Below are 22,844 nucleotides of genomic sequence, written 5' to 3'. Positions count from 1 at the left end.
AATGACATATATAAATTTAATAGAAGATGAAAGGTTTTCTAACTTATTAGAAAAATATCTTAATAATGATAAGCAAGGTATAGATTATAACAGATACTTTGAACATTTTATTGAGAATTTGAATAAGAAAGAAATAATGGTTCCTGTTTTAGGGATTCAAGGTGCAGGAAAGAGTAGTTTTTTAAATGCCATACTAATGGAGGAAAATGTATTACCCACAGATGTTGATGAAACAACTTGCGTACCAGTTGAGGTTAGATATGGAGAAAATACTGATGAAGCTGTAGTATATTATCTAAACGGAAGAAAAGAGCATATACGCATAAAAGAATTGGAAAAATATGTACATAATGATTATAATGAAGCCAATAATCTTAAAGTATCGAAAATAGTATTATATAACAAGAGCGATGTTTTAAAAGATGATATAGTACTTGTAGATTTGCCTGGTGTTGGAAGTTTGACCCCACAAAATCAGAAGACTACTTTAGAATATGTAGACAAGCTAACAGCAGGAATATTTTTAATTAGGACAAATCCACCAATTACAAGATCGGAGAAAAGCTTTATAAATGCTTTGTGGCCTAAATTAGCTAATACTATTTTTGTTCAAAATAAATGGAATGATGAAAGTGTTGAAGATGCAAATGAGGCAAGAGAACATAACTCTGGCGTATTAAGTAGTATAAGTTATTCTCATAATGAAGAAAGAGATATAAAAGTTGATATAGTAAATGTTTATGAGGCTGTAAAAGGGAAATTCACTGGAGATGAAGCAGCTTATAATAATTCAGGAATAGTTAATGTAATAGAAGAAATTAAAAATATTTCAAAGGAATATAATAAAGATTTAATGAAGGTCTTAAGCCAAAGAGTTAATGAAGTTTTAGAAAACATTAATGATAGGATAAATACTTATAAAACTTTAGCATTAAATAAGGACAATCAAAATACTTTAGAAAAGGAAGAAAGAATCAAAGAGATAAAAACAATGTTATCGGAGAATAAAAGAAAATTAAGAGATTTTCGAACTTATGCAGAAGATGAAATGAATAATATTATAGATAATTCATCTAAAGTAATAAAAGAGAACATTGAAAATTTACGAGTAGAATTAAGAAGAATTATAAATAAAGGAATAGTTGATGGCAATAGACTTAGCTTAATATATAAAGAGACGTCCGATAAAGCGATAAATGATATAATGGATGAGATTTTGAACAGTATTGGTGAATTTATAAAAAATATAAATAGCAGATTTGAAAATATAAGAATAAAAGGTTTTAATGGAACCTATGAGAATATATCATTCTTTAATAAAAAGAGTTCAATAAAATATGAAAAGTCAATTCCAGCATTACTTGGGGTATCAACCGGAGTAATTGGGACAGTTGGAGCAGTAGGAATGCTTGGTGGTCCTGTAGGAATTTTGGTTGGGATGGGAATAAGTTTAGCCTTTTCTTTGATTGGAGATCATATGAGGAAAAAAATAGTTGAAAGTAGAGCTAATTATACTTTAAAAGATTTGGAGCCAATGATAGAAGATTTAGAAATATATTTAAAAGAAGAAATAACTGGAGATTTAATGGCAAAACAAAAGGAAATAGACGAATCTATAAAGGCAATGAAATCTAATTTAGAAAATGTCTTTAAACAAGATGTGGAAGACTTGGAAAAACAGTATGAAACTACTTATAACGAAGAAAGTATTTTAGAATTTGAAAAAGATTTAAAAATATTAAGGGAATTAATCGAGGAATATAAGGAGAAATAAATATTATGAATATTTTTAAAAACTGCGTTGATAGACAAAACAGGATTGATAAGGTAGTTAATATTCTTGATAATGATGAAATTACATCGAAGAATTTATTAATAAAGGATAGAATAATTAATCCAGCTCACTATATTGTCATGCTAGGGGAAACTAGCTCAGGAAAAAGTGCGTTAATAAACAGTATTTTTCAAAGGAAAATACTAGTGGAGAGTGTTAAACCAACAACTGGAATTGTCACAGAAGTTATAATAGACGAGAGTTCTGAAGAAACCTTATTTGCTATAAATAATGATTTAAGCATAGATGTTTTGGATGATGATAGTTTTTCGAATTTTACAGTAAAACCAGATGGTAATATAAATAGATTAAGATATATTGGACCATGTAAAGATTCGAGATATTCTGGAATGAGGATTTTCGATACTCCTGGATATGGATCACTTGTTGAAAGGCACGAAGAAGTTTTAAAGAATTTTATACCAGAAAGTGATTTTATAATATATGTTGTGTCGTATAAAACTGGAGTTGGAGAAGACGATTTTCAGTTTTTAAAGTATGTTAGCGAAATTATAAACAATAATGTGGAAGTTGTACTCGCAGTAAATATGTGCCCACAAAATATAGATATGGATAATAAAAGAATCAATGAAATTAGAAATAGCGTTTGTGAATGTATCCATAAAGATATAGAAACATTTTTTATTGAAAGCAGTATTGAAAAGAATCCTGACACAGATAAGCTCTGGAACTATATATACAAAAAAGTTAATGATCCAGATAAAGAAGGAGAGCTTTCAGAAACTCTAAAGAATTATCAGGATTACTTATTGCGTGAATGCGATATAAAAATCAGTTCTAGAATTGCGGAAATAGAATGTAAAAAAGAAGAGGTAGTAGAAAAAGCTAATGTAATTAAGGAATTCTTAGATAAAAAAGATGAGATACTAGATGTTATAGAAAACGGATTTGTAAAAATAAAATTAAAAGCAGTAAGGCTTATAGGAAAATCCGATATGAAAATCAAAGAGAATATTACGAACTATATATACGATGAAAGCAAATGGTCAATGAAGGAAGAAACCTTCACCTTAATGCAGCACTACTATGTTCCAAAGTTAACAAGCGAGGAAACTGAAAACTTAAATACCTATATTGAAGATGAAGTTATTAATTTAGATAGAGAAGTTGAGAACATTCTAAACACAGAAATTATTAAGCTAAAGGAGAATGTTAAAAGAAGTACACCTTCATATAACAAGGTTGTAGAAGATATAATAGAAAAGCATAGAGGTGATTCTATTGAAAGAGCTACAGGAGAAATGTTTAGGACAGTATATAAAGGTAAATTCAATAATTCAGAAAAGGATTATGCTATTAGTAAAAATTTAAAGAAGCTTTCTAATACATTTGAAAAATCATCTGTTGGAGAAGTTAATAATAATTTAAATCACTTATTAAAAACAATAAGGGCTACATCTTTAAAGGGAATTACTGAATCTTTAAATGTTTTTACGGATTCTATATTCTTTTTATATGATTCTTTAACATGGCAGAAAAAGATAAATGAAATATCTGTAACTGCTATAGATAATTGGGCGAATAATATTGAAGGGTCTTTAAGAAAATACTTAGATGAACTGAAAGAAATAAGTAAAGAAGAAGTATTAGTTTTATTTGATGAATTAAGTGAGGAATTCACCAATACAAAAGATGAATTAAAAAATATAAGTTCCGAAGAATTAGTTAGATTAAAGAAGGAAATAGAATTTTTATTATATAAATGCCTGCTTATAAATATGACAAAGTAATGACAGATTTGAGCAAATAAGAATTTTTAATGTATTTAAAGGGGATAGAATATAGGGTTCTGCAATGAGAGTTGAACTTATATGGATATCAGCCGAAATTGAATACATATTTGTTCCATATGAATATAAAATTTCGCTGCTTGATATATTTCAAATTTTCAATAAGGAACCCTTTATAAACCTTGATCTATAGGAAGGTAGTCAATTAAAGTTATATTTTGAGGCGATATTCTCTGAAATTAGTATGCCAGAATGTTTATAGGATAAACATTGAAATTAGCAATATAAGAGTTTATTAATAAATATAAATAACGATGTATATGCAAATGTGCATATACATCGTTATTTGCGCTCACATAGAAGTATCTTATTTATAACTTATTAACTAATTAGAAATAATTAAATATCAAGTTTATTTTTATAAGTAAAGTTGATTGAATCTATAGATAATTTCTTACATTAAATATTTTTCCGTTTTTAACATAAACCCTCGGAATTCTATATTTAAGCATGCAAAGTATTTCGTAATTTATTGTTCCCATTATTTCTGCGAAATTATCTGCATTAAATCTGAGCCCATTTTGTTCACCAAGAATTATAACTTCATCACCAACTTTTATATCACCATTAATATCTGTAATATCTATCATACATTGATCCATGCATATTCTTCCGACAATAGGAGCAAATTGTCCATTTATAATGACTTTGGCATTTTTAGCTAGTAATCTAGAATAACCATCTGCATATCCTATTGGTATAGTAGCGATTAAACTTTTTCGCTCAGTCTTAAAAGTTCTTCCATAACTTATAGACATACCTGCATCCATTTCTTGAACACGTGTTATAGTTGCTTTTAATGTCAATGCTGGTTTTAAAGAAAGATTTTCTTTTTTTACTTCATTTGATGGATAATATCCGTAAAGTATGATTCCAGCACGAACAGCATCTAGGTAAGTTTCTGGCATGTCCATGATTGCACCGCTATTAGAGACGTGTTTTATAGGAATTTCTATATTAAGATTTGAAAGTTTCTTTAGCAAATCCGTAAATTTTTCAAATTGTTCATTAGTATATTCTTTATCCTTCTCATCAGAAGTAGAAAAATGAGTAAATATTCCGATTACTTCTAGTCCTTCTAAAGAACAGATCTTACAAATATCATCTATTGCTTTTTCAGTTGGTAGAAATCCTATTCTTCCCATTCCAGTATCAATCGCTATGTGAATTTTAGCTTTTTTATTAAGGTTTAATGCTGTTTTTGATAATTCTTTCGCATAATCTAAGTCGTATACAGTTTGTTCAAGATCATATTTTATTAATTCTTCATTTAGATACGAAGGGGTATATCCGAGTATCATAATAGGGGCTTTTATATTATCATTTCTGAGTTCAATTCCTTCTGTTAGGACTGCTACGGCAAGTCTTGATGCACCATTTTCAAGTAAAGTTGGAGCCACATCTAAAGCTCCATGACCATAACAATCCGCTTTAACGACCGCGATTACCTCTTTATCTTTGGCTAAGTTTTTTATATTTTTCATATTATAAGCTATTGCATCTAAATCTATTTCTGCATATACAGGTCTAAGTATCTTTTGCATTTGCCTACACCTCACAATTATTATTTATATTAAAAACTATGTTTAGTATCTTTAATCGCTATTGATTATAAACTAATTTAAGTATTCTTACAAAATATATTTTAGTTAATAGATAGAAATAAAAAAAGAACCACTAATGTTAGAATTTATATATACAGTGGTTTTTATACTATTTTCTACCTGTTTAATTAGGAATTTTTAATATTTTATATGTTCTTTTTGCAAAAAATTATATGGATAAATAACTGTGAATTAACATACATTATTTTACATAGTGAGTTATTTATGTAATCAATGTTAAAACAAAGGAGAAAATGATTACATGTAGAATAATAGATACTAATAAGAGAAATCTTGACTCATAGTGGTCTTGATATAAAAGGTACCTAATTTATATATAATAGGAGGGTGGATGATCATGGTAAATCAAAAGGAAATAAAAAAACTAGATGATATTTTAATTTCTAACAATTATGACAAGACACAAATTATTACTATTATGCAGGAAATTCAGAAGGAATACCGGTACCTGCCAGAAGAGGCGTTATGCTATATAGCAAAAGAACTTAAGATTAGTGAAGCTAAAGTATATGGAGTAGCAACATTTTATGAAAATTTCTCTTTAGAACCGAAAGGAAAATACGTGATTAGAATTTGTGATGGAACTGCCTGCCACGTAAGGAAATCAGATCCTATTCTTAGTGAGTTTAAGAGTGAATTAGGACTTTCAGAGAAAAAACTTACAACCGATGATATGCATTTTACAGTAGAAACAGTATCGTGTCTAGGAGCATGTGGACTAGCTCCAGTCTGCACTGTAAACGATGTAGTATATCCGTCAATGACACCAGAGAAAGCAAGAAAGCTAGTGAAGCAGTTAAAGGAGGAGTTGTCAAATGAGAATTAATACAAGAGAAGAGCTGAATGATATAAGTTCAAAATATAAGGCTGCTTTAGTTAGACAACGTAAGCAAATATTAGTATGTGCAGGTACTGGATGTGTAGCAGGTGGATCACTAAACATTTATAGAAGATTTAAGGAGATAATAAAAGAAAAGGGATTAGAGGTTACATTAGAATTAAAGGAAGAACCACATGACAACACTATAGGTTTGAAAAAGAGTGGATGTCATGGATTTTGTGAAATGGGACCTTTAATACGAATTGAACCAGAGGGATGGCTATATATAAAGGTAAGTATAGATGATTGCGAAGAAATTATTGAAAAAAGTATTATTGGGAATGAAGTAGTTACTGGTTTAAGTTATAAGGATGGAGATAAGCTTTATAGTAAGCAAGAAGATATTCCGTTTTATAAAAAGCAAACTCGTGTAGCCTTAAATAATTGTGGTCATATTAATGCGGAGTCTATTGAAGAATATTTGGCAGAAGGTGGCTATAGTGCTACTGCGAAAGCTCTTTTTGACATGACTTCTGAAGAAATTATTAATGAAATGTCTGAGGCGCATTTAAGAGGGCGCGGAGGCGGAGGATTTCCCACAGGAAAGAAATGGGATCAGGTATTAAGGCAGACAGAATCAGAAAAATACATTGTATGTAATGGTGATGAAGGTGATCCGGGAGCATTTATGGATAGAAGTATGATGGAAGGAAATCCTCACGGTGTTATTGAGGGGATGATTATTGCAGGAATTGCAACAAAAGCACACAATGGATATATATATGTTCGTGCAGAATATCCTCTTGCAGTAAAAAGATTGCGCATAGCTATTGAACAAGCTATGGAAAAAGGACTTTTGGGTGATAATATATTAAATTCAGGTTTTGATTTTCATATTCAGATTAATCAGGGAGCAGGAGCATTTGTATGTGGGGAAGGTAGTGCACTGACAGCTTCGATTGAGGGAAATCGAGGTATGCCTAGAGTTAAGCCTCCAAGAACTGTAGAACAAGGATTGTTTGGTAAACCAACAGTACTGAATAATGTAGAAACATTTTGTAATGTATCCCCAATAATTAACAAAGGGGTACAATGGTATAAAACTATGGGAACTGAAAATAATTATGGAACTAAAGCATTTGCTCTTACGGGAAATGTTAATAATACAGGATTAATAGAAGTTCCTATGGGGACAACATTGAGAAAGATCATATTTGATATTGGAGGAGGAGTAAAAGGAGGAGAATTTAAGGCAGTCCAAATTGGTGGACCATCTGGTGGTTGTTTATGCCTTCGTGAAAATCATCTTGATTTAACTTTGGATTTTGATTCGTTAAAGAAAGTAGGTGCCATGATTGGGAGCGGAGGCCTAGTGGTTATGAATGATAAAAATTGTATGGTTGAAATGGCACGTTTCTTTATGAATTTCACTCAAAATGAATCCTGTGGTAAATGTATACCATGTAGAGAAGGTACTAGAAGAATGTTAGAAATACTTAATGATATAGTAGAGGGTAAAGGTACTTTGGAGGATATTGATACATTAGAAGAATTAGCAGAAACTATTTCCGATACGGCGCTTTGTGGACTTGGAAAGAGCGCAGCATTTCCAGTTAGAAGCACATTGAGATATTTTAGAGATGAATATATAGAACATGTTGTAGATAAAAAGTGTTCAGGGGGTGTATGCAAGTCACTAATTTCATATGAGATTGATAAGGAAAAATGCAGAGGTTGTTCAAAGTGTGCTAAGGGATGTCCTGTAGGAGCTATTACAGGAGAAATAAAGAAATCATATGCCATTGATAAGTCAAAATGCATTAAATGTGGTAATTGCATTGAAAGCTGTGTATTTAAGGCGATTAGAGTAATTTAAATATTTCTTCCATAATATTATCTCTTCTCATTATCTATCATATGAAATTTATAAATTACAGAAAGGATGGTAAGAAACTATGTCAAAATATATGGTCATTGATGGCAATAGGATAGAATTTGATAAAGAAAAGAATATCTTAGATTTAGTTAGAAAAGCAGGAATTGATTTACCTACTCTTTGTTACTATACAGATTTATCAGTTTATGGGGCATGCAGAATGTGTGTAGTGGAGGATGAAAGAGGTAGCATTTTAACATCTTGCTCTACACCACCAAAAGATGCGATGTCAATTAGAACTAATACACCAAAGCTTCAAAAGTATCGTAAGGTAATTTTAGAATTGTTGCTTGCAACACATTGTAGAGATTGCACTATATGTGAAAAGAATGGAAAGTGTAAGTTACAAAAATTAGCATCACGTTTTGGTTTGACGGATATTAGATTTAAAAGCATTCAGGGAAAAAAAGCTTTAGATACGTCATCTAAAGCAATCATTAGAGATCCTAATAAATGCATTTTATGTGGAGACTGTGTTAGGATGTGTAGTGAAATACAAAGTGTAGGAGCGATTGATTTCGTCAATAGGGGTTCAAATATGGTAGTAAGTCCAGCGTTTGGGAAAAGCCTTGCAGAGACAGATTGTGTGAATTGTGGGCAATGTGCAACTGTATGTCCGACAGGAGCAATAGTTGTTAAGAGTGATATTAAAAATGTTTGGAAATCAATATATAACCCTAAGCAGAGGGTTGTAGCACAAGTTGCTCCTGCAGTGCGAGTCGCTTTAGGTGAAGAATTCGGCATAGAATCTGGTGAAAATGTTATGGGGAAAATTGTTGCAGCCATGAGAAAATTAGGCTTTGAAAATATTTATGATACTTCTCTAAGTGCTGATTTAACAGTAATTGAAGAATCAAAAGAATTCTTAAAGAAGTTAGAGTCTGATGATAATAAATTTCCACTATTTACTTCTTGTTGCCCAGCATGGGTAAGATATGTAGAAAATAAATATCCTGAGCTATTGCCGTATGTATCTAGTTGTAAATCACCAATGGAGATGTTTGGGGCTGTTGTTAAGGCGTATTTCAAAGAAAAAGATTCTTTAGAGAATAGAGAAACAATATCTGTAGCAGTTATGCCGTGCACAGCTAAAAAAGCAGAGGCGGCTAGAGAAGAATTTATAAGGGATAATATTCCGGATGTTGATTATGTAATTACTACAGCGGAACTATGTGCAATGATAAAAGAAATTGGAATACAGTTTGATGAAATTGAGGCAGAAGCATCAGATATACCACTATCTCTTTACTCAGGCGCAGGAGTAATATTTGGTGTTACGGGAGGAGTAACGGAAGCTGTTATCCGTGAAGTTGTTAAAGATAAATCTTCAAGAGTATTAAAGGACATAGAATTTATAGGTGTTCGAGGTATGAAAGGAGTAAAAACATGTGAACTTCAAGTTAAAGATGAATCCATTAGAATCGGTATTGTTAGTGGACTTAGAAATGCAGAAGATTTAATTGGAAAAATTAAGAGTGGGGAAGAACATTTTGACTTTATAGAAGTTATGGCATGTCCTGGAGGATGTATAGCTGGTGCGGGGCAACCTTTTGGATTAATGGAAGAGAAAAATGAAAGGGCAAAGGGACTATATAAGATAGATAAGGTTACGCAAATTAAAAGAAGCGAAGAAAATCTAGTGGTTAAATCTTTATATGAAGGATTGCTAAAGAATAGGACGAAAGAATTACTACATGTTCATTATGATAAAAGTGAACATTAAAATATGAATTCGCAGAAGGATTAATAGAAATATCAACGTATACTTGTGAAATATAATTAGGGTATATTGAGATTAGTTAGGTATTTTGGCAATCATAAAATTAAAAGCTATACATCAAGCAAGAGTATAGCTTTTTTAGACTATTACAAATAATTATTATAGTCTAATTGTTTTAGGACCACTAGAAAAAGAATTAAATGTTACAACGGCATCTTCTAGATAAAACACTTCAAAGATGTTATCATCTAAGCTATACATTTTTTTCAAGGATGGAACTGATTCTAACATAGCTGATTTTACTTCTGTACTGGAATCAAAAACTGCTTTTCCAGTTAAACGAATCCATTCACCTTTAGGAGAAGTCGTGGATATTTCAACCTTAGGATTTGCAACTAACTGTTCAAAAACAGATTTAGTGTTATTTGTTGCAAAATATAATTTGTCATTATATTTCATTACTGCACCAAAAGGTCGTACTCTTGGTTGATCACCATCCATAGTTGCAATATAGAAGGTAGGGTTGTTAAGTAAAAATTCTAATACTTCATTCATCTTAATTGCTCCTTAAATTTTAATATGTTATAATCTCTTTGTACATAATATAGGTTATTACCGTGATTTTTTCAAGTAGGATTATTTTAAATACATAGTATCATAAATATACTAAGGGGAGTACATGATGGAGGAAGAATATAATTTATTCGGTAAATGTCCGTTTGTAACAGCACAAAAAATTATTGCAGGTAAATGGGAAATAGTAATTTTACATAATTTAAGTACAAAAACGCTTCGTTTTGGAGAATTACAAAGATTATTGCCTGAACTAAAGCAAGCTACATTAACAAAACAGCTTCGTAGTTTGGAAGAGTATGGGTTGGTAAATCGTAAGGTTTTTCCCCAGGTACCGCCAAAAGTTGAGTATTCATTAACTGAGATAGGAAAAGAATTTAAATTGGTTTTGGATAGCATATCTATTTGGGGAGAAAAATATATCGATCATATAAAATCGGCTGAAGTTTCAGAAAGTTAAATATAATTATATATTAGGAATGTTATGATTTAATATTTTAAATTATAACATTCCTAATTTTTTTGAGTTTAGATATATACCCTGAAATATGTGTCTTAAATATTTAGATCATATTAAAGGTTGTAATTTTATTAACATTAATGTCAACCTAAAACACAATAACTATAAACCTAATTAAACAAGTAACAAAATTAATATTCATATTAATTTGTCTTTTTGTATATTATTAGTAAGTTTAAGTTTAGAGAAAACTTTTTCTAGGCTAACATATGTATAATAATTTAGACATAGCTGTTGGTAACATAAAAATACCCCAAATATAGTAAAATTGGATGGTGAGAAATATGGAAAAGAATTTTCATACTGCAAGAGGATATGAAAATATAAATTTGACAAGAAAATTGCTTACTCCTTCAATGGAAGATTATTTAGAAATGATCTATAGATGCAGCATGGAAGAAAAAGTAGTTAGGCTAAACAAAATAGCACAAATGCTGAATGTTCGCGATTCATCAGCATCTAGAATGATGAAAAAGTTTGGAGAATTATCTCTTATAAAATATGAAAGGTACGGAGTAATAATTCTTACTGAGGAAGGAATAAATATAGGTAAGTATTTGCTTGAAAGGCATAATATAGTAAAGAAGTTTTTGGAATATTTAGAGTGTAAACAGGATATTTTAGAAGAAACAGAATTGATTGAGCATATTATTAGCAGCGAAACTATTAATAATATAGATATGCTAAATATGTTCTTTGCTGAGAACATAGATGTGTTAGAAAGGTATAGAAATTTTAAAAAGAGAAATAAAGAATAGTAAATATAATTTTTTGAGGTCTTATAAAGTATGAGATAATTTGTAAATAAATTTATGTATATTGAGTATTAGGCATTACCTAGTAAGATAATATAGGATGTTTTGTAAAAGAATGAACTTGTTTAAAAATAAATGGGTAAATAAAGCATACATTATTTATTCTATACATTTGTATAATGATAACGGGGTGAGACGTTATTATGGAAATGCAGAAAAATAAACACAAAAAACTTTTAATAGGCATTATAGTTTCATGTTTTACTTTACTTGCCATATATTTGGGGCTGGCAATCTATTTTATGAACCACTTTTATTTCGGTTCTACGGTTAATTGTATTAATGTTTCGGGTAAGACTGTACAAGAAGTAGATGAAGAAATGCCAAACGAAATAACAAATTATACTTTGAAATTAAAGGAAAGAGGAAATAATGAAGAACAAGTTAAAGGAAATGAGATAAATCTTAAGTATAATCCAGATGGAAAAGTTCAGGAACTAAAAGATAAGCAAAATCCATTTAATTGGCTTATGTCATTATTGGGAACCAATGATTCTACGATAACAAATGTAGTTACTTATGATGATGAGTTACTAAAAAAAAGCATTGATAATCTTTCATGTTTTAATAGTAATAACGTAAATGAACCACAAAACCCTAGTTTTGAATATACAGATGATGGATATAAAATTACTGATGAGGTATATGGTAATAAAATTGATAAGATAGCGCTACATGATAGTATTGTGAATGCAATTCTTAATGGGAAAACAACATTAGATTTGGATTCGGAGGATTGTTATGAAAAGCCTCAATATACTTCAAAATCTCAGGAGGTTATTAATACTAAAGATACCCTTAATAAATATGTATCCTCTAAAATAACATATAATTTTGGTGATAAGACCGAAGTAATAGATGGATCTATAATAAACAAATGGATTAACGTAAATAATAGTTTAGAAATTACACTTGATGAACCAAAAATCAAAGAATATCTAAACAGCATATTGAATAATTACAATACAGTTGGTAAGACAAGAAATTTTGTTACATCGCTAGGTGCCACTGTGCAAGTTAGCGGAGGAGATTACGGTTGGTTAATTAATAATAATGATGAGGAAAAAGAATTAATTTCAAGTATAAAAGAGGGACAATCTGTAAGAAAAGAGCCTAAATATACACAATCAGCAATGTCTCCTGGGAGTAATGACATTGGCAATACTTATGTAGAAGTAAATATGAGCAAGCAGCACGTATGGTTTTATAAGAATGGTTCTTTAATAGTAGAGGGAGATGTGGTTACAGGAAATGTAGGCAATAATACGTCAACACCTACTGGGGTATATTCATTAAAATACAAGCAAAGAGATGCTACTTTAAAAGGTCAGGGATATAGCAGCCCAGTTAATTTTTGGATGCCCTTTAATGGAGGAATAGGCATTCATGATGCAAGTTGGAGATCAGTATTTGGAGGAAGAATTTATTTGACAAATGGTTCTCATGGATGCGTAAATTCTCCATATTATCTAGCTAATACTATATTTAATAATATTAATGAGGGAACGCCTGTGGTTTGTTATTATTAAATTTCTATAAAATCATCAATTTAGAACTTAATAGACTAAGATTAAAAATGAGACTAGCTTTTAGCTGGTCTTTTGCAGCTGCTAGAATAATATATTTAACTATAGTGATTTTGTTTAAAGGAGTGGCTTTATTTGCCTAGAGAAATAAATTTTATTCAACCAGATAATCCAACTGATGAAGAAAGGCATGAAATGTTAAGGATAACTTTAGAGCAAGCGAATCGTATTGAAGATTTTAATAATATAGTTGAATTATTAAGTCCACCGCAAGATATTACAACAATTTTACCGCCTGGAAGTTGCTCAGGCATTAAGGTTGGGATAATAGGAGGAGGTATTGCAGGTTTAGCCTCAGCCTTTGAACTTAGAAAACTAGGTTTTGATATTACTATTTTTGAAACAGAAGAGAAGCGAATTGGAGGTCGGGTCTATACCTATTATTTTGATGAGGAGAAAAAACTTTATGGTGAATTTGGTGCTATGCGTACACCAGTAGGTCATGAAACAACATGGCATTATATTAATACTTTTGGTATAAAAACAAGGCCATTTATTCAAAATAATAAAAATGCATTATTTTATATAAGACATAAACGTGCGAGGAATGATCCTCAAGGTAAAAGTGTAATGGAAAATATATACCCGGAATTTAACTTGACTGAGAGGGAACGAAATACTCCATGGCAGAAAATAATTGGAGATGCATTGTCAAGTAATTTATTAAAAATACCTCCCTCCATAAGAAAGGAATTATTAGAGGTAAAAGAAAATTATTCAGATATAATTAAATATGTTGGTAGTCTTGGAATAAGGGAAGTACTTGAAAAGATGGGTGTAAGTGAAGGAGCAATAGAGCTAATTTCTGGAGTTGCACCTTTTCTAGGTTCATTTTATTATAATAGTTATTCTGAAAATTTAATTGAGGAATATACTGTAGATTATGCATATAGGTACGAAATTGTTGGTGGAGCAGTAAATCTACCACTAGCTTTTTATGATTCGTTAATGTCTAAAAAACCAAAAGAATATAATAATATTAGAGATGAAGAATTGGGAAAAGTATCTTGGGAAAGTGGAAAGACAGTAAAAAGCATATATAAAATTAATGATATAGAGGATAAAGTAGTGTTAGAATATGCGGATGAGAAGTTATCTAAGCTTTATAGTCAAACTTTCGATTTCGTTGTTTGTGCAATACCTTTTTCAAGCCTTAGAGATGTGAATGTATTTCCTATGTTTAGCAATGAAAAAATGCAGTCAATAAGAGAAGTTTTTTATACATCATCTCAAAAAACTCTTTTTATGTGTAATGAACGTTTTTGGGAAAAAGGAAATGATAATGAGAAGATAGTTGGCGGAGGATCTAATACTGATTTGCCAATTCAAACCATATGGTATCCTAGTCATAGTATTAGTACTAGTTATGGTGGAGTAACAAAAAATAAGATGAATGTTTCTGTTGGAAGAAAAAGAAGTGCTAAGGATAATCAAGGAGTTCTGATAGCGTCATATAATTTAGGGTTAGACGGAATACGCGTAGGAAGCTTAGATGATAATGCACGATTTGAATTGATTAAAAGGCAAGTTGAGGATGTCCAGGGTCTTCCACGAGGATATCTTGATTATATAGTTGAAGATCATAAAACTGTTGACTGGGATAGGGAAAAAGGATTTTATGGAGCATTTTGCTACTTTATGCCTCAGCAGCAAAAACTTTTTTCTAATGCGATGGTAAAACCAGAATATAATAATAGAGTATATTTTGCAGGAGAACATGTTTCTTTGACGCATGGATGGATAGAAGGATCTGTAAGTACTGCAATGAAAGCTGCAAATAAATTAGCAGAGTACTGTAAAAGTATGTGAGAGTGAGCTACCTTTAAATAGAAATGCATTTTCTATTTATGGTGGCTTTTTTTGGTGAAAAATTATATATTAATAATTTAGATTTTTTAGTATAATAGTAGCGAAGGGAGTAGATATAATGAGAAAAAGAAGAAATAAAAGTAGTAACAAGGTTATGCCAGGGGTTATAATTTCTCTCTGTACTTTGGGTGCTATATATTTAGGTATGTCATTATATTCTATTAATCATTTTCACTTTGGAACCGTAATTGATGGGGTTAATGTTGGCGGGCAGACCGTTGAGGGAGCAGAAGAAAAGCTAGCTGCCCAAATGCAATCATATGCATTGGAATTAGACGAAAGAGGAGATGTAAAAGAACAAATTAAAGCTAGTGATATTGGATTAAAATATAATTCTGATAAAATCAAAGAATTAAAGAAGAATCAAAGTTCATTTGCTTGGCCTAGTACATTTTTTAAGAAAAATAATTCCGAAGCATCCCAGATAATTATGTATGATGAAGAACAACTAAACCAAACACTAAATAAGCTTTCTTGTGTTAGTAACAAGAAGATAACCCAACCACAAAATGCTAGCTTAAATTATAAAGATGGAGAATACGAGATAGTAGATGAAGTTTTAGGAAATAAGATAAATAAAGATGCTTTACATGATAATGTAGCTAATGCGATCCTTGATGGGAAAACATCAATAGATTTAGATTCAAGCAATTGTTATGAAAATCCTAAATACACTTCAAAGTCAGATGAAGTAACTGCAGCAAGAGATACACTTAATAAATACATAGGATTAAAAATTACGTATGATTCAAATGGCAAAAAAGAAGTTTTGGATGGATCTACTATACATAACTGGCTTGGAGTAGATGACAATATGCAAGTTACAATCAATGAAGATAAAGTTCGGAATTATGTATATAAAATATCTAGCATTTATAATACTTTTGGTAGCACAAGAGATTTTGTTACAGCAACCAAAAAAACAGTACAAGTGAGTGGCGGTAATTATGGATGGATTGTTGATAACTCTAAAGAAGTAAAAGATTTAATAGAAATTATAAGGAATGGACAAGATGTAACAAAGGAACCAAAATATGCACAAAATGCATTTGTAAAAGGAACTAACGATATAGGGAATACTTATGTAGAAGTCAATCTTACTAAGCAGCATGTATGGTTTTATAAAAATGGAGCTCTAGTTGTTGATGATGATGTTGTTACAGGAAATGTAAGTAATAATACAGGTACACCAGTAGGGACATATGTTCTAAATTACAAAGAGAAAAATGCAACATTAAAGGGTGAAGATTATAGTTCACCAGTTGATTATTGGATGCCTTTTAATGGAAATGTAGGTATTCATGATGCTAGTTGGAGAAATGGAGTGTTTGGTAAGCAGATATATTTAACAAGCGGTTCACATGGATGCGTAAATTCACCTTATAATTTAGCAAAAACAATATTTGAAAATATTGAGCCGGGAACTCCAATTATAGTATATACTGAATAATGTACTATTTAATTTATATTTGTTAATAAAATTGTAATACTATTGAAATAGTATAAATAAGTAAAGTTATGCTAATATAAAAGCAGGTTTATAGATTAAAAATCTTGAACCTGCTTTTAATTTTAACATTAGAGAAGGTGTATATTATGGATATAAAAATTCTTATAGCTGAAGATGACAATATATTTCGTGATTTAGTATGTGATATAGTAAGAAAAGAAGGGTACATGCCTATAGAAGCGTGTGATGGGGAAGAAGCTATTAATATGTTTTTTAATAATAATGATATTGATTTGGTCATATTAGATGTAATGATGACAGTGTACGATGGGTGGGAGGTTCTTAAAGAGATAAGAGAAAAATCTGAAGTGCCAATAATTATGCTGACAGCATTAGGCGATGAAAAACATGAAGTGTTAGGGCTTAAAAAAGGTGCGGATGATTACATTGGAAAACCGTTTAGTTATGAAATATTTGTTGCGCGCTTGAATAACATCGTAAAGAAAGTAAAGAAGAAATTCTCAGACGAAATAGCTGTAGGAAACTTAAGGATATATCAAAGAACTCATAAAGTAGTGATTGATGATGAAGAAATCAAATTAAATCCAAAAGAATATAATCTTTTACTGTATTTAGTTGGAAATGTTAATACAGTTCTAAGCAGAGAGCAGATATTGGATAAAGTATGGGGATATAATTTTGATGGTGATATAAGAACTATAGATACGCATATAAAAACTTTAAGGGCTAAACTTTCGGAACAAGGAGATTGGATAAAAACTATAAGAGGAAGTGGATACATGTTTGAGGTAGAAAAATATGAAAACAATTAAGACAAAATTATTTTATATATTTATGGTTCTTATGATTTCATTAGTTTTAGGTGGGATAATTTTAAATTCAGTTTTCCTAGAATCATATTATATTTATAAAAATAAAGGAGTCTTAGTGTCAGTAAGTCAGAAAATTAAGGATGAATATATGGAAGGCGAAAAAGACAATTATCAATATGCAGACACAATACAAAGTGTTGATAACATTAATACAATAATTGTTGATAATAATTATGATATAAAATATAATTCTATTCGTCCTAAATCAAATGATGAAGAAAAACGTCTATCCAAGGAGATTAAACAAACTATTATAGGAAATGAAAAAAGACTTTCTAAAAAGTATGTTTACTATATTGATGAGAAAAATAATGATCAAAGGACAAAATTAGTATTTGTTTCACAAATTGAGAATGGAAATTTTATTATTCTAAAGAAGTCTTTTAAGAGTATTCATGAGAGTGTAGTAATCGCAAATCAATTTTACATATTAGCAGGATTTATAGTAATGATTATTGGTGCTATATTTATTATTATTTTCTCTAATAAAATAACAAAGCCAATTATAGAAATGAGTAAAATTGCTGAAAATATATCTAATCTTAAATTTGACAAGGTTGTTGATATAGATTCGAAGGACGAAATAGGAAGGCTAGGAAATAGTATAAATAAGATTTCTGACAAGCTTAACAAAAGTATAGATGAACTTAAACAAGATGTGGAGCGTAAGAAAGAACTTGTAAGGAATATGTCTCACGAATTAAAGACACCAATTGGGATAATTAAAGGGTATGCGGAAGGGCTCAAATTTGGAGTGGCCAATGATAGGGAAACAATGGATAAATATTGTTCGATATTAGTTGAAGAATGCGATAGAATGGATAGCTTGGTTAAAGAACTTTTACATTATTCTATGATGGAAGGTGGAATGATTAAACTAAATGTTGTATCATTTGATATTAACAAATTTTTATGCAAAATTGTAGAACGATTTAAACCAGTGGTTGGTGAGAGAAATATTACTTTCACTTTAGATTGTGTGAAAGATTGTGAAATACATGCTGATAGAGACTTGCTTGAGAAGGCTATAAATAATTTCATTACGAATGCCATCGATCATGTGAAAGGCAGAAAAATTATTAATATAATAGGCAAGAAAGAAGAAAATAAAATAAAGATAGGTGTTTTCAATACTGGTGATAACATATGTGAGGAAGAAATGGATAAACTTTGGGATGTATGCTATAAAGTGGACAGGTCGAGATCTAGAAAGTATGGAGGTCATGGTATAGGCCTATCATTAGTGAGATTGATTGCACAACTTCATGGGGGAATTACTAAAGTGAAAAATGTGGAAGAAGGGGTGACTTTCTATTTGGAAATACCTGAATAGATTATTGAATATAAATTTATCTAAAATATAAGAGAATATTAAAGTCATGCAAAATATATATGCATGACTTTTTTGATATAAAATATATTTATATTTAAAATACATGAAAAAGAGCAAGGAATTTTTGCAAAAGGTGTATACGATTTCGAAAAAAATGTATAAATTCATGGAATAATATTCTTGATAACAAGGACAATCTGCTGTATAATACATACTGTTAGTATGCGAACAATATGCATAAAAATAATTCGTACATGGAGGGTTAATATGAAAAAGACTATGTTAGTTTGTTTAGTTGTAGCACTAATGTTAAGTGGTTGCGGTTCGACTAATAACGGAAATACAAGCAATAATTCAAAAACTGCTGAAACTACTGCAGAGCAAGCTAAAAATAAATACATAATGGCTGGAAAAATAGAAGCAAATGATCAAGCAAATATAGCCTCAAAAATTTCAGCAAGAGTTTCAGAAGTACTAGTTGATGTTGGGTCAAAAGTAAATGCAGGGGATACTATAGTTAAGTTAGATACTCAAGACTTGCAAGCACAAGTGAATCAAGCACAGGCAGCGGTTGATACTGCAAATGCGACGTTAACTAACGCTATGAATTCTACACGTCCAGAACAAATATCTCAAGCTCAAGCAACTTTAGATAGTGCAAATGAAGCTTATGATGTTGCTAAGAAAAACTATGATCGTACTAAAGCTTTAGTTGATGCGGGAGCAAATACTCAGCAGCAACTTGAAGCTGCACATCAACAGCTTACAACTGCAGAGTCACAACAGAAATCTGCACAAGAGCAATTGAATATGCTTAATAATGGAGCAACACAAACAAGTATAGATGTTTATAAAGCTCAAGTGGCACAAGCAGAAGCTGCTTTAAAAACTGCACAAACAACATTAAATAATGGAACTCTTACAGCGCCGATTTCGGGTGTAGTAAATGCTAAAAGTATTAATGTAGGTGAGATGGCATCTCCAGGTGCAACTCTTGTTTCAATATCTAATCCGGATGCTTTAGTGGTAAATGCATATGCACCTTTAGATATTGCAGGTCAGCTTCAAGAAGGACAAGATGTGGTAGTTAAAGTATCAGAAGTAGATAATGTTGAATTTGACGGAAAGATAACTGTAATAAATTCAAAACTAAATTCGCAAAGTAGAAATATTTTGGTTAAAGTTAGTTTAGCAGACCCAAATTCACAATTAAAGCCTGGCATGTTTGCTGAAATTGGATTAAAGGAATAAGGGAAGAGGTGACTTGAATATGAAAGGAAAGCGTAAAATATTAATTATTGGAATATTGTTGGTAATTGTGGTAGCATTAGGTAGTATAGGATTCTACTATTGGTATGAAAATGCATACTATGTTTCAACTGAAGATGCAAGAGTTAATGCAGATTTTGTTAGTGTAACTCCACAAATTTCTGGTAAACTACTAGAGCTTAATGTTGATGAAGGAGATAAAGTAACAAAAAATGAAATACTAGCGCGTCAAGAAATGAATAATCTTCCAGACACAAGTGTAGAACAATCTTTAGTAAGAGCACCTATTGATGGAATCATAGTAAAGAAGCAGGGAACTGTTGGAGAACTTTTATCAACAGGTCAAACTTTAATTACGTTAGTAGATCCAACTAAGCTTTATATTTCTGCTAACATAGAAGAAACAAAACTTGAAAAAGTAAAAGTTGGACAACCAGTTGATATTACTATTGATGAATATGATTCACAAAAATTTAGTGGAAAAGTAAAAACAATAGGTGAAATATCTAATTCTGCTATATCACTATTACCATCATCAACAAGCGGAACCTTTACTAAAGTAGTTCAAAGAGTACCAATAAAAATTGAACTTGATAATTTTGATGATAAGATTCTTCCAGGAACTAATGCAGTTATTAAGATTCATATTAAATGATGAGGTGATATAATGGGAGAGAATAATAACGAATCATTAGCAAGTAGTTGGTTAGCGTTAGCTGTAGTTATTATAGGTACTTTCATGTCTATACTTGATAGTAGTATAGTAAATATTGCTCTTCCTAAAATGATGGCTGTTTTTGGAGTATCTTTAGATGATATAAAGTGGGTGTTAACAGCTTATACATTGGCGCTTGGTGCCATTATACCACTTACTGGATATTTACAAGAAATTTTAGGAGCTAAAAGAATATATGTATTTGCTTTAGCGATGTTTACAGTTGGATCTATGTTATGTGGTCTTTCTTGGAGCAATACAAGTATGATAGCATTTCGTGTCCTCCAAGCCATTGGAGGAGGAATGATAATGCCTGTAGGAATGTCAATAATATATCAAATATTTCCTCGAGAAAAGATTGGATTAGCACTTGGATTTTGGGGGATAGCTGCGATGGCAGCACCTGCAATAGGACCTACTTTGGGTGGATATATTATTGAGAAGATGGACTGGAGACTTATTTTCAATGTTAATGTTCCAGTAGGGATAGTAGGAGTAATATTGGCCTTGATTTTATTAAAGGGGACAGAAAGGAAACCTTTTAAATCCTTTGATATAATTGGATTCTTATCTTCTACTGTAGGACTAGTAAGTATACTATATGTTCTAGGTGAAGGCTCATCAATTGATTGGTCAAAACTTGAGAATCCAATTTTGATGACCCTTGGATGTTTAAGTCTTGTATTATTTATAGTAAATGAATTAACTCATCCGGATCCATTATTAGATTTAAGAGTTTTTAAATTATTTGATTTTACAATTAGCCAAATTATAACTAGTGTATTAACTCTAGCTATGATGGGCGGTGTCTACGTATTACCATTATTTTTACAGAATATAAGAGGATATACACCTATGGAAGCAGGATTAATAATGTTGCCGGGAGCTCTGGTAATGGGAGTTATGATGCCTCTTAGCGGTAATTTATTAAATAAAGTTGGCGTAAAAGCACTGGTTATACCTGGACTTTTAATACTTGCAGGCGCTTCATATGAACTTGCAACAGCTATAAATATGAATTCGAGTAAAGACTATATCATACTTGTTAATTGTATAAGGTCCATTGGAATAGGATTAAGTATGATGCCGATTAGTACTACCGGGATGAACGTTGTTCCGACACATTTAATTAGTAGAGCATCAGCACTTTCAAATACCTTAAGACAGGTAGCAGGTTCAGTTAGTGTTACTTTAATGTCTACTCTTATACAAGGAAGAAATGATTATAATTATGCAAAGTTATCAGAACAAATTAATGTATATAATCCAACTTCTAATAGCACAATAAGTACATTAACTAAAGCATTTATGGGAATGGGAATGGATACAAATACTGCTAGAGCTTCTGCAGTATCTTATATAGTGAAAATAATTCAAGGTCAAGCGTATGTAGATGCTATGTCATATTCAGTTGTAATAACTGTTGTTATAGTATTCGTCACTATATTCTTAGCTTTATTTATGGGTGGAAAGAAAGAGCCTAAAAAAGAAAATAAAGAAGGTGAAAAAAATGAATCTACAGGAGGGGCCCTCATCGCCGAATAATGAATTATATCAAAAACAAGCGGATGAGATTATTGGTGTATTTAGGAATATTAGAAGAGAATTAAGCTGTAAGTTTGAAAAAATTGCAAAAGATTGCGGATTTACAGCACCTCAATTAAATGTTATATTTCATTTATACATGATGCCGTCGATAACTCTAAATGAATTAAGTGATCAGATAGGATTAACTAAAAGTACAGTTTCAGGAATAGTAGATCGTCTTGCAAAACAGGGAGTTGTTACAAGAGAAATACCAAAGGAAAATCGTAGAATTGTAAGATTGTCAATTTCAGCGGAATTTAGGAAAAACAATGATATTTGCAAAATGAAAAAAGAGTTTATATCAAATCTTATACTAAATTCTATAAAAAATACAGACCCGGAAGAAGTAGAAAAAATAATTTATGGATTAAAACAATTCAGTATATTACTGAATAATAATTAGAAAATTGTAAAGCACTTTATTCATATAGAACTATTTTAGGATAGTTTTTATGAGTGAAGTGTTTTTTAAAAAAGAAATTCATAAA

Annotated in this window: 18 protein-coding genes; 16 read left to right on the top strand and 2 right to left on the bottom strand. The window is 30.7% G+C overall.

What is annotated here, in order from left to right; all coding sequences use genetic code 11:
• The first annotated feature begins 1 nt into the window (after position 1).
• Together AXY43_RS08930 and AXY43_RS08925 are read left to right on the top strand one after the other, a co-directional pair.
• The gene (locus AXY43_RS08930) at positions 2-1,774 is read left to right on the top strand and encodes a dynamin family protein (protein ID WP_012060272.1); all 1,773 of its coding nucleotides are present in this window, start codon (positions 2-4) and stop codon (positions 1,772-1,774) included.
• Positions 1,775-1,779: 5 nt separating this feature from the next.
• A complete protein-coding gene (locus AXY43_RS08925) occupies positions 1,780-3,585 on the top strand; it encodes a dynamin family protein (RefSeq protein WP_105411430.1) in 1,806 nt (601 codons plus the stop codon).
• A 440-nt stretch (positions 3,586-4,025) separates the two neighbouring features.
• Here AXY43_RS08925 and alr read toward each other — a convergent pair whose 3' ends face one another.
• Positions 4,026-5,189, bottom strand: coding sequence for an alanine racemase (gene alr, locus AXY43_RS08920; protein WP_105411429.1), 1,164 nt, complete (start codon positions 5,187-5,189; stop codon positions 4,026-4,028).
• A 412-nt stretch (positions 5,190-5,601) separates the two neighbouring features.
• Between alr and AXY43_RS08915 the strand changes: the two genes are divergently transcribed.
• The 3 genes from AXY43_RS08915 to AXY43_RS08905 all read left to right on the top strand — a co-directional run bounded on the left by AXY43_RS08915 (position 5,602) and on the right by AXY43_RS08905 (position 9,749).
• Positions 5,602-6,096 carry an NADH-quinone oxidoreductase subunit NuoE family protein gene (locus AXY43_RS08915; protein WP_012060269.1) on the top strand — a complete coding sequence of 165 codons (495 nt, stop codon included), beginning with the start codon at positions 5,602-5,604 and terminating at the stop codon, positions 6,094-6,096.
• Positions 6,086-7,966 carry an NADH-quinone oxidoreductase subunit NuoF gene (gene nuoF, locus AXY43_RS08910; protein WP_065418746.1) on the top strand — a complete coding sequence of 627 codons (1,881 nt, stop codon included), beginning with the start codon at positions 6,086-6,088 and terminating at the stop codon, positions 7,964-7,966. Before AXY43_RS08915 ends, nuoF begins: the two co-directional genes overlap by 11 nt.
• Positions 7,967-8,045: 79 nt before the next feature.
• The gene (locus AXY43_RS08905; RefSeq protein WP_065418745.1) at positions 8,046-9,749 is read left to right on the top strand and encodes a [FeFe] hydrogenase, group A; all 1,704 of its coding nucleotides are present in this window, start codon (positions 8,046-8,048) and stop codon (positions 9,747-9,749) included.
• A gap of 156 nt (positions 9,750-9,905) precedes the next feature.
• Here AXY43_RS08905 and AXY43_RS08900 read toward each other — a convergent pair whose 3' ends face one another.
• Positions 9,906-10,301, bottom strand: a complete 396-nt coding sequence (locus AXY43_RS08900; protein ID WP_023973102.1) for a pyridoxamine 5'-phosphate oxidase family protein — start codon at positions 10,299-10,301, stop codon at positions 9,906-9,908.
• Between the two features lie 127 nt (positions 10,302-10,428).
• On the opposite strand from AXY43_RS08900, the gene AXY43_RS08895 reads away from it, so the two are divergent.
• From AXY43_RS08895 to AXY43_RS08845, 11 genes are all read left to right on the top strand, one after another.
• Positions 10,429-10,779, top strand: coding sequence for a winged helix-turn-helix transcriptional regulator (locus AXY43_RS08895; RefSeq protein ID WP_105411428.1), 351 nt, complete (start codon positions 10,429-10,431; stop codon positions 10,777-10,779).
• A gap of 344 nt (positions 10,780-11,123) precedes the next feature.
• The gene (locus tag AXY43_RS08890) at positions 11,124-11,597 is read left to right on the top strand and encodes a metal-dependent transcriptional regulator (protein WP_023973100.1); all 474 of its coding nucleotides are present in this window, start codon (positions 11,124-11,126) and stop codon (positions 11,595-11,597) included.
• Positions 11,598-11,797: 200 nt separating this feature from the next.
• A complete protein-coding gene (locus AXY43_RS08885; protein ID WP_105411427.1) occupies positions 11,798-13,183 on the top strand; it encodes a L,D-transpeptidase family protein in 1,386 nt (461 codons plus the stop codon).
• A 132-nt stretch (positions 13,184-13,315) separates the two neighbouring features.
• Positions 13,316-15,049: a flavin monoamine oxidase family protein gene (locus tag AXY43_RS08880; protein WP_039771587.1), complete on the top strand. Its 1,734-nt coding sequence runs from the start codon at positions 13,316-13,318 to the stop codon at positions 15,047-15,049.
• 118 nt (positions 15,050-15,167) lie between these two features.
• On the top strand, positions 15,168-16,559 hold the full coding sequence (locus AXY43_RS08875; protein WP_017209082.1) for a L,D-transpeptidase family protein: 1,392 nt from the start codon (positions 15,168-15,170) through the stop codon (positions 16,557-16,559).
• Positions 16,560-16,705: 146 nt separating this feature from the next.
• Positions 16,706-17,392, top strand: a complete 687-nt coding sequence (locus AXY43_RS08870) for a response regulator transcription factor (protein WP_105411426.1) — start codon at positions 16,706-16,708, stop codon at positions 17,390-17,392.
• Positions 17,379-18,785, top strand: coding sequence for a HAMP domain-containing sensor histidine kinase (locus AXY43_RS08865; RefSeq protein ID WP_105411425.1), 1,407 nt, complete (start codon positions 17,379-17,381; stop codon positions 18,783-18,785). Before AXY43_RS08870 ends, AXY43_RS08865 begins: the two co-directional genes overlap by 14 nt.
• A gap of 267 nt (positions 18,786-19,052) precedes the next feature.
• Positions 19,053-20,036: an efflux RND transporter periplasmic adaptor subunit gene (locus AXY43_RS08860; RefSeq protein ID WP_012060258.1), complete on the top strand. Its 984-nt coding sequence runs from the start codon at positions 19,053-19,055 to the stop codon at positions 20,034-20,036.
• 19 nt (positions 20,037-20,055) lie between these two features.
• Positions 20,056-20,709, top strand: coding sequence for an HlyD family secretion protein (locus AXY43_RS08855; protein WP_017209079.1), 654 nt, complete (start codon positions 20,056-20,058; stop codon positions 20,707-20,709).
• Positions 20,710-20,721: 12 nt separating this feature from the next.
• Positions 20,722-22,314 (top strand): DHA2 family efflux MFS transporter permease subunit, encoded by a 1,593-nt coding sequence (locus tag AXY43_RS08850; protein WP_017209078.1) that lies wholly within the window; start codon positions 20,722-20,724, stop codon positions 22,312-22,314.
• Positions 22,280-22,759, top strand: coding sequence for a MarR family winged helix-turn-helix transcriptional regulator (locus AXY43_RS08845; protein WP_023973093.1), 480 nt, complete (start codon positions 22,280-22,282; stop codon positions 22,757-22,759). The genes AXY43_RS08850 and AXY43_RS08845 overlap by 35 nt, the downstream gene beginning before the upstream one ends.
• The last annotated feature ends 85 nt before the right edge of the window (positions 22,760-22,844 follow it).

It is taken from the genome of Clostridium sp. MF28 (assembly GCF_002969175.1).
Lineage (GTDB): Bacteria > Bacillota > Clostridia > Clostridiales > Clostridiaceae > Clostridium > Clostridium beijerinckii.
Note: the sequence above shows the minus strand (reverse complement) of the source record. Positions and strands in the feature narration are given on the sequence as shown.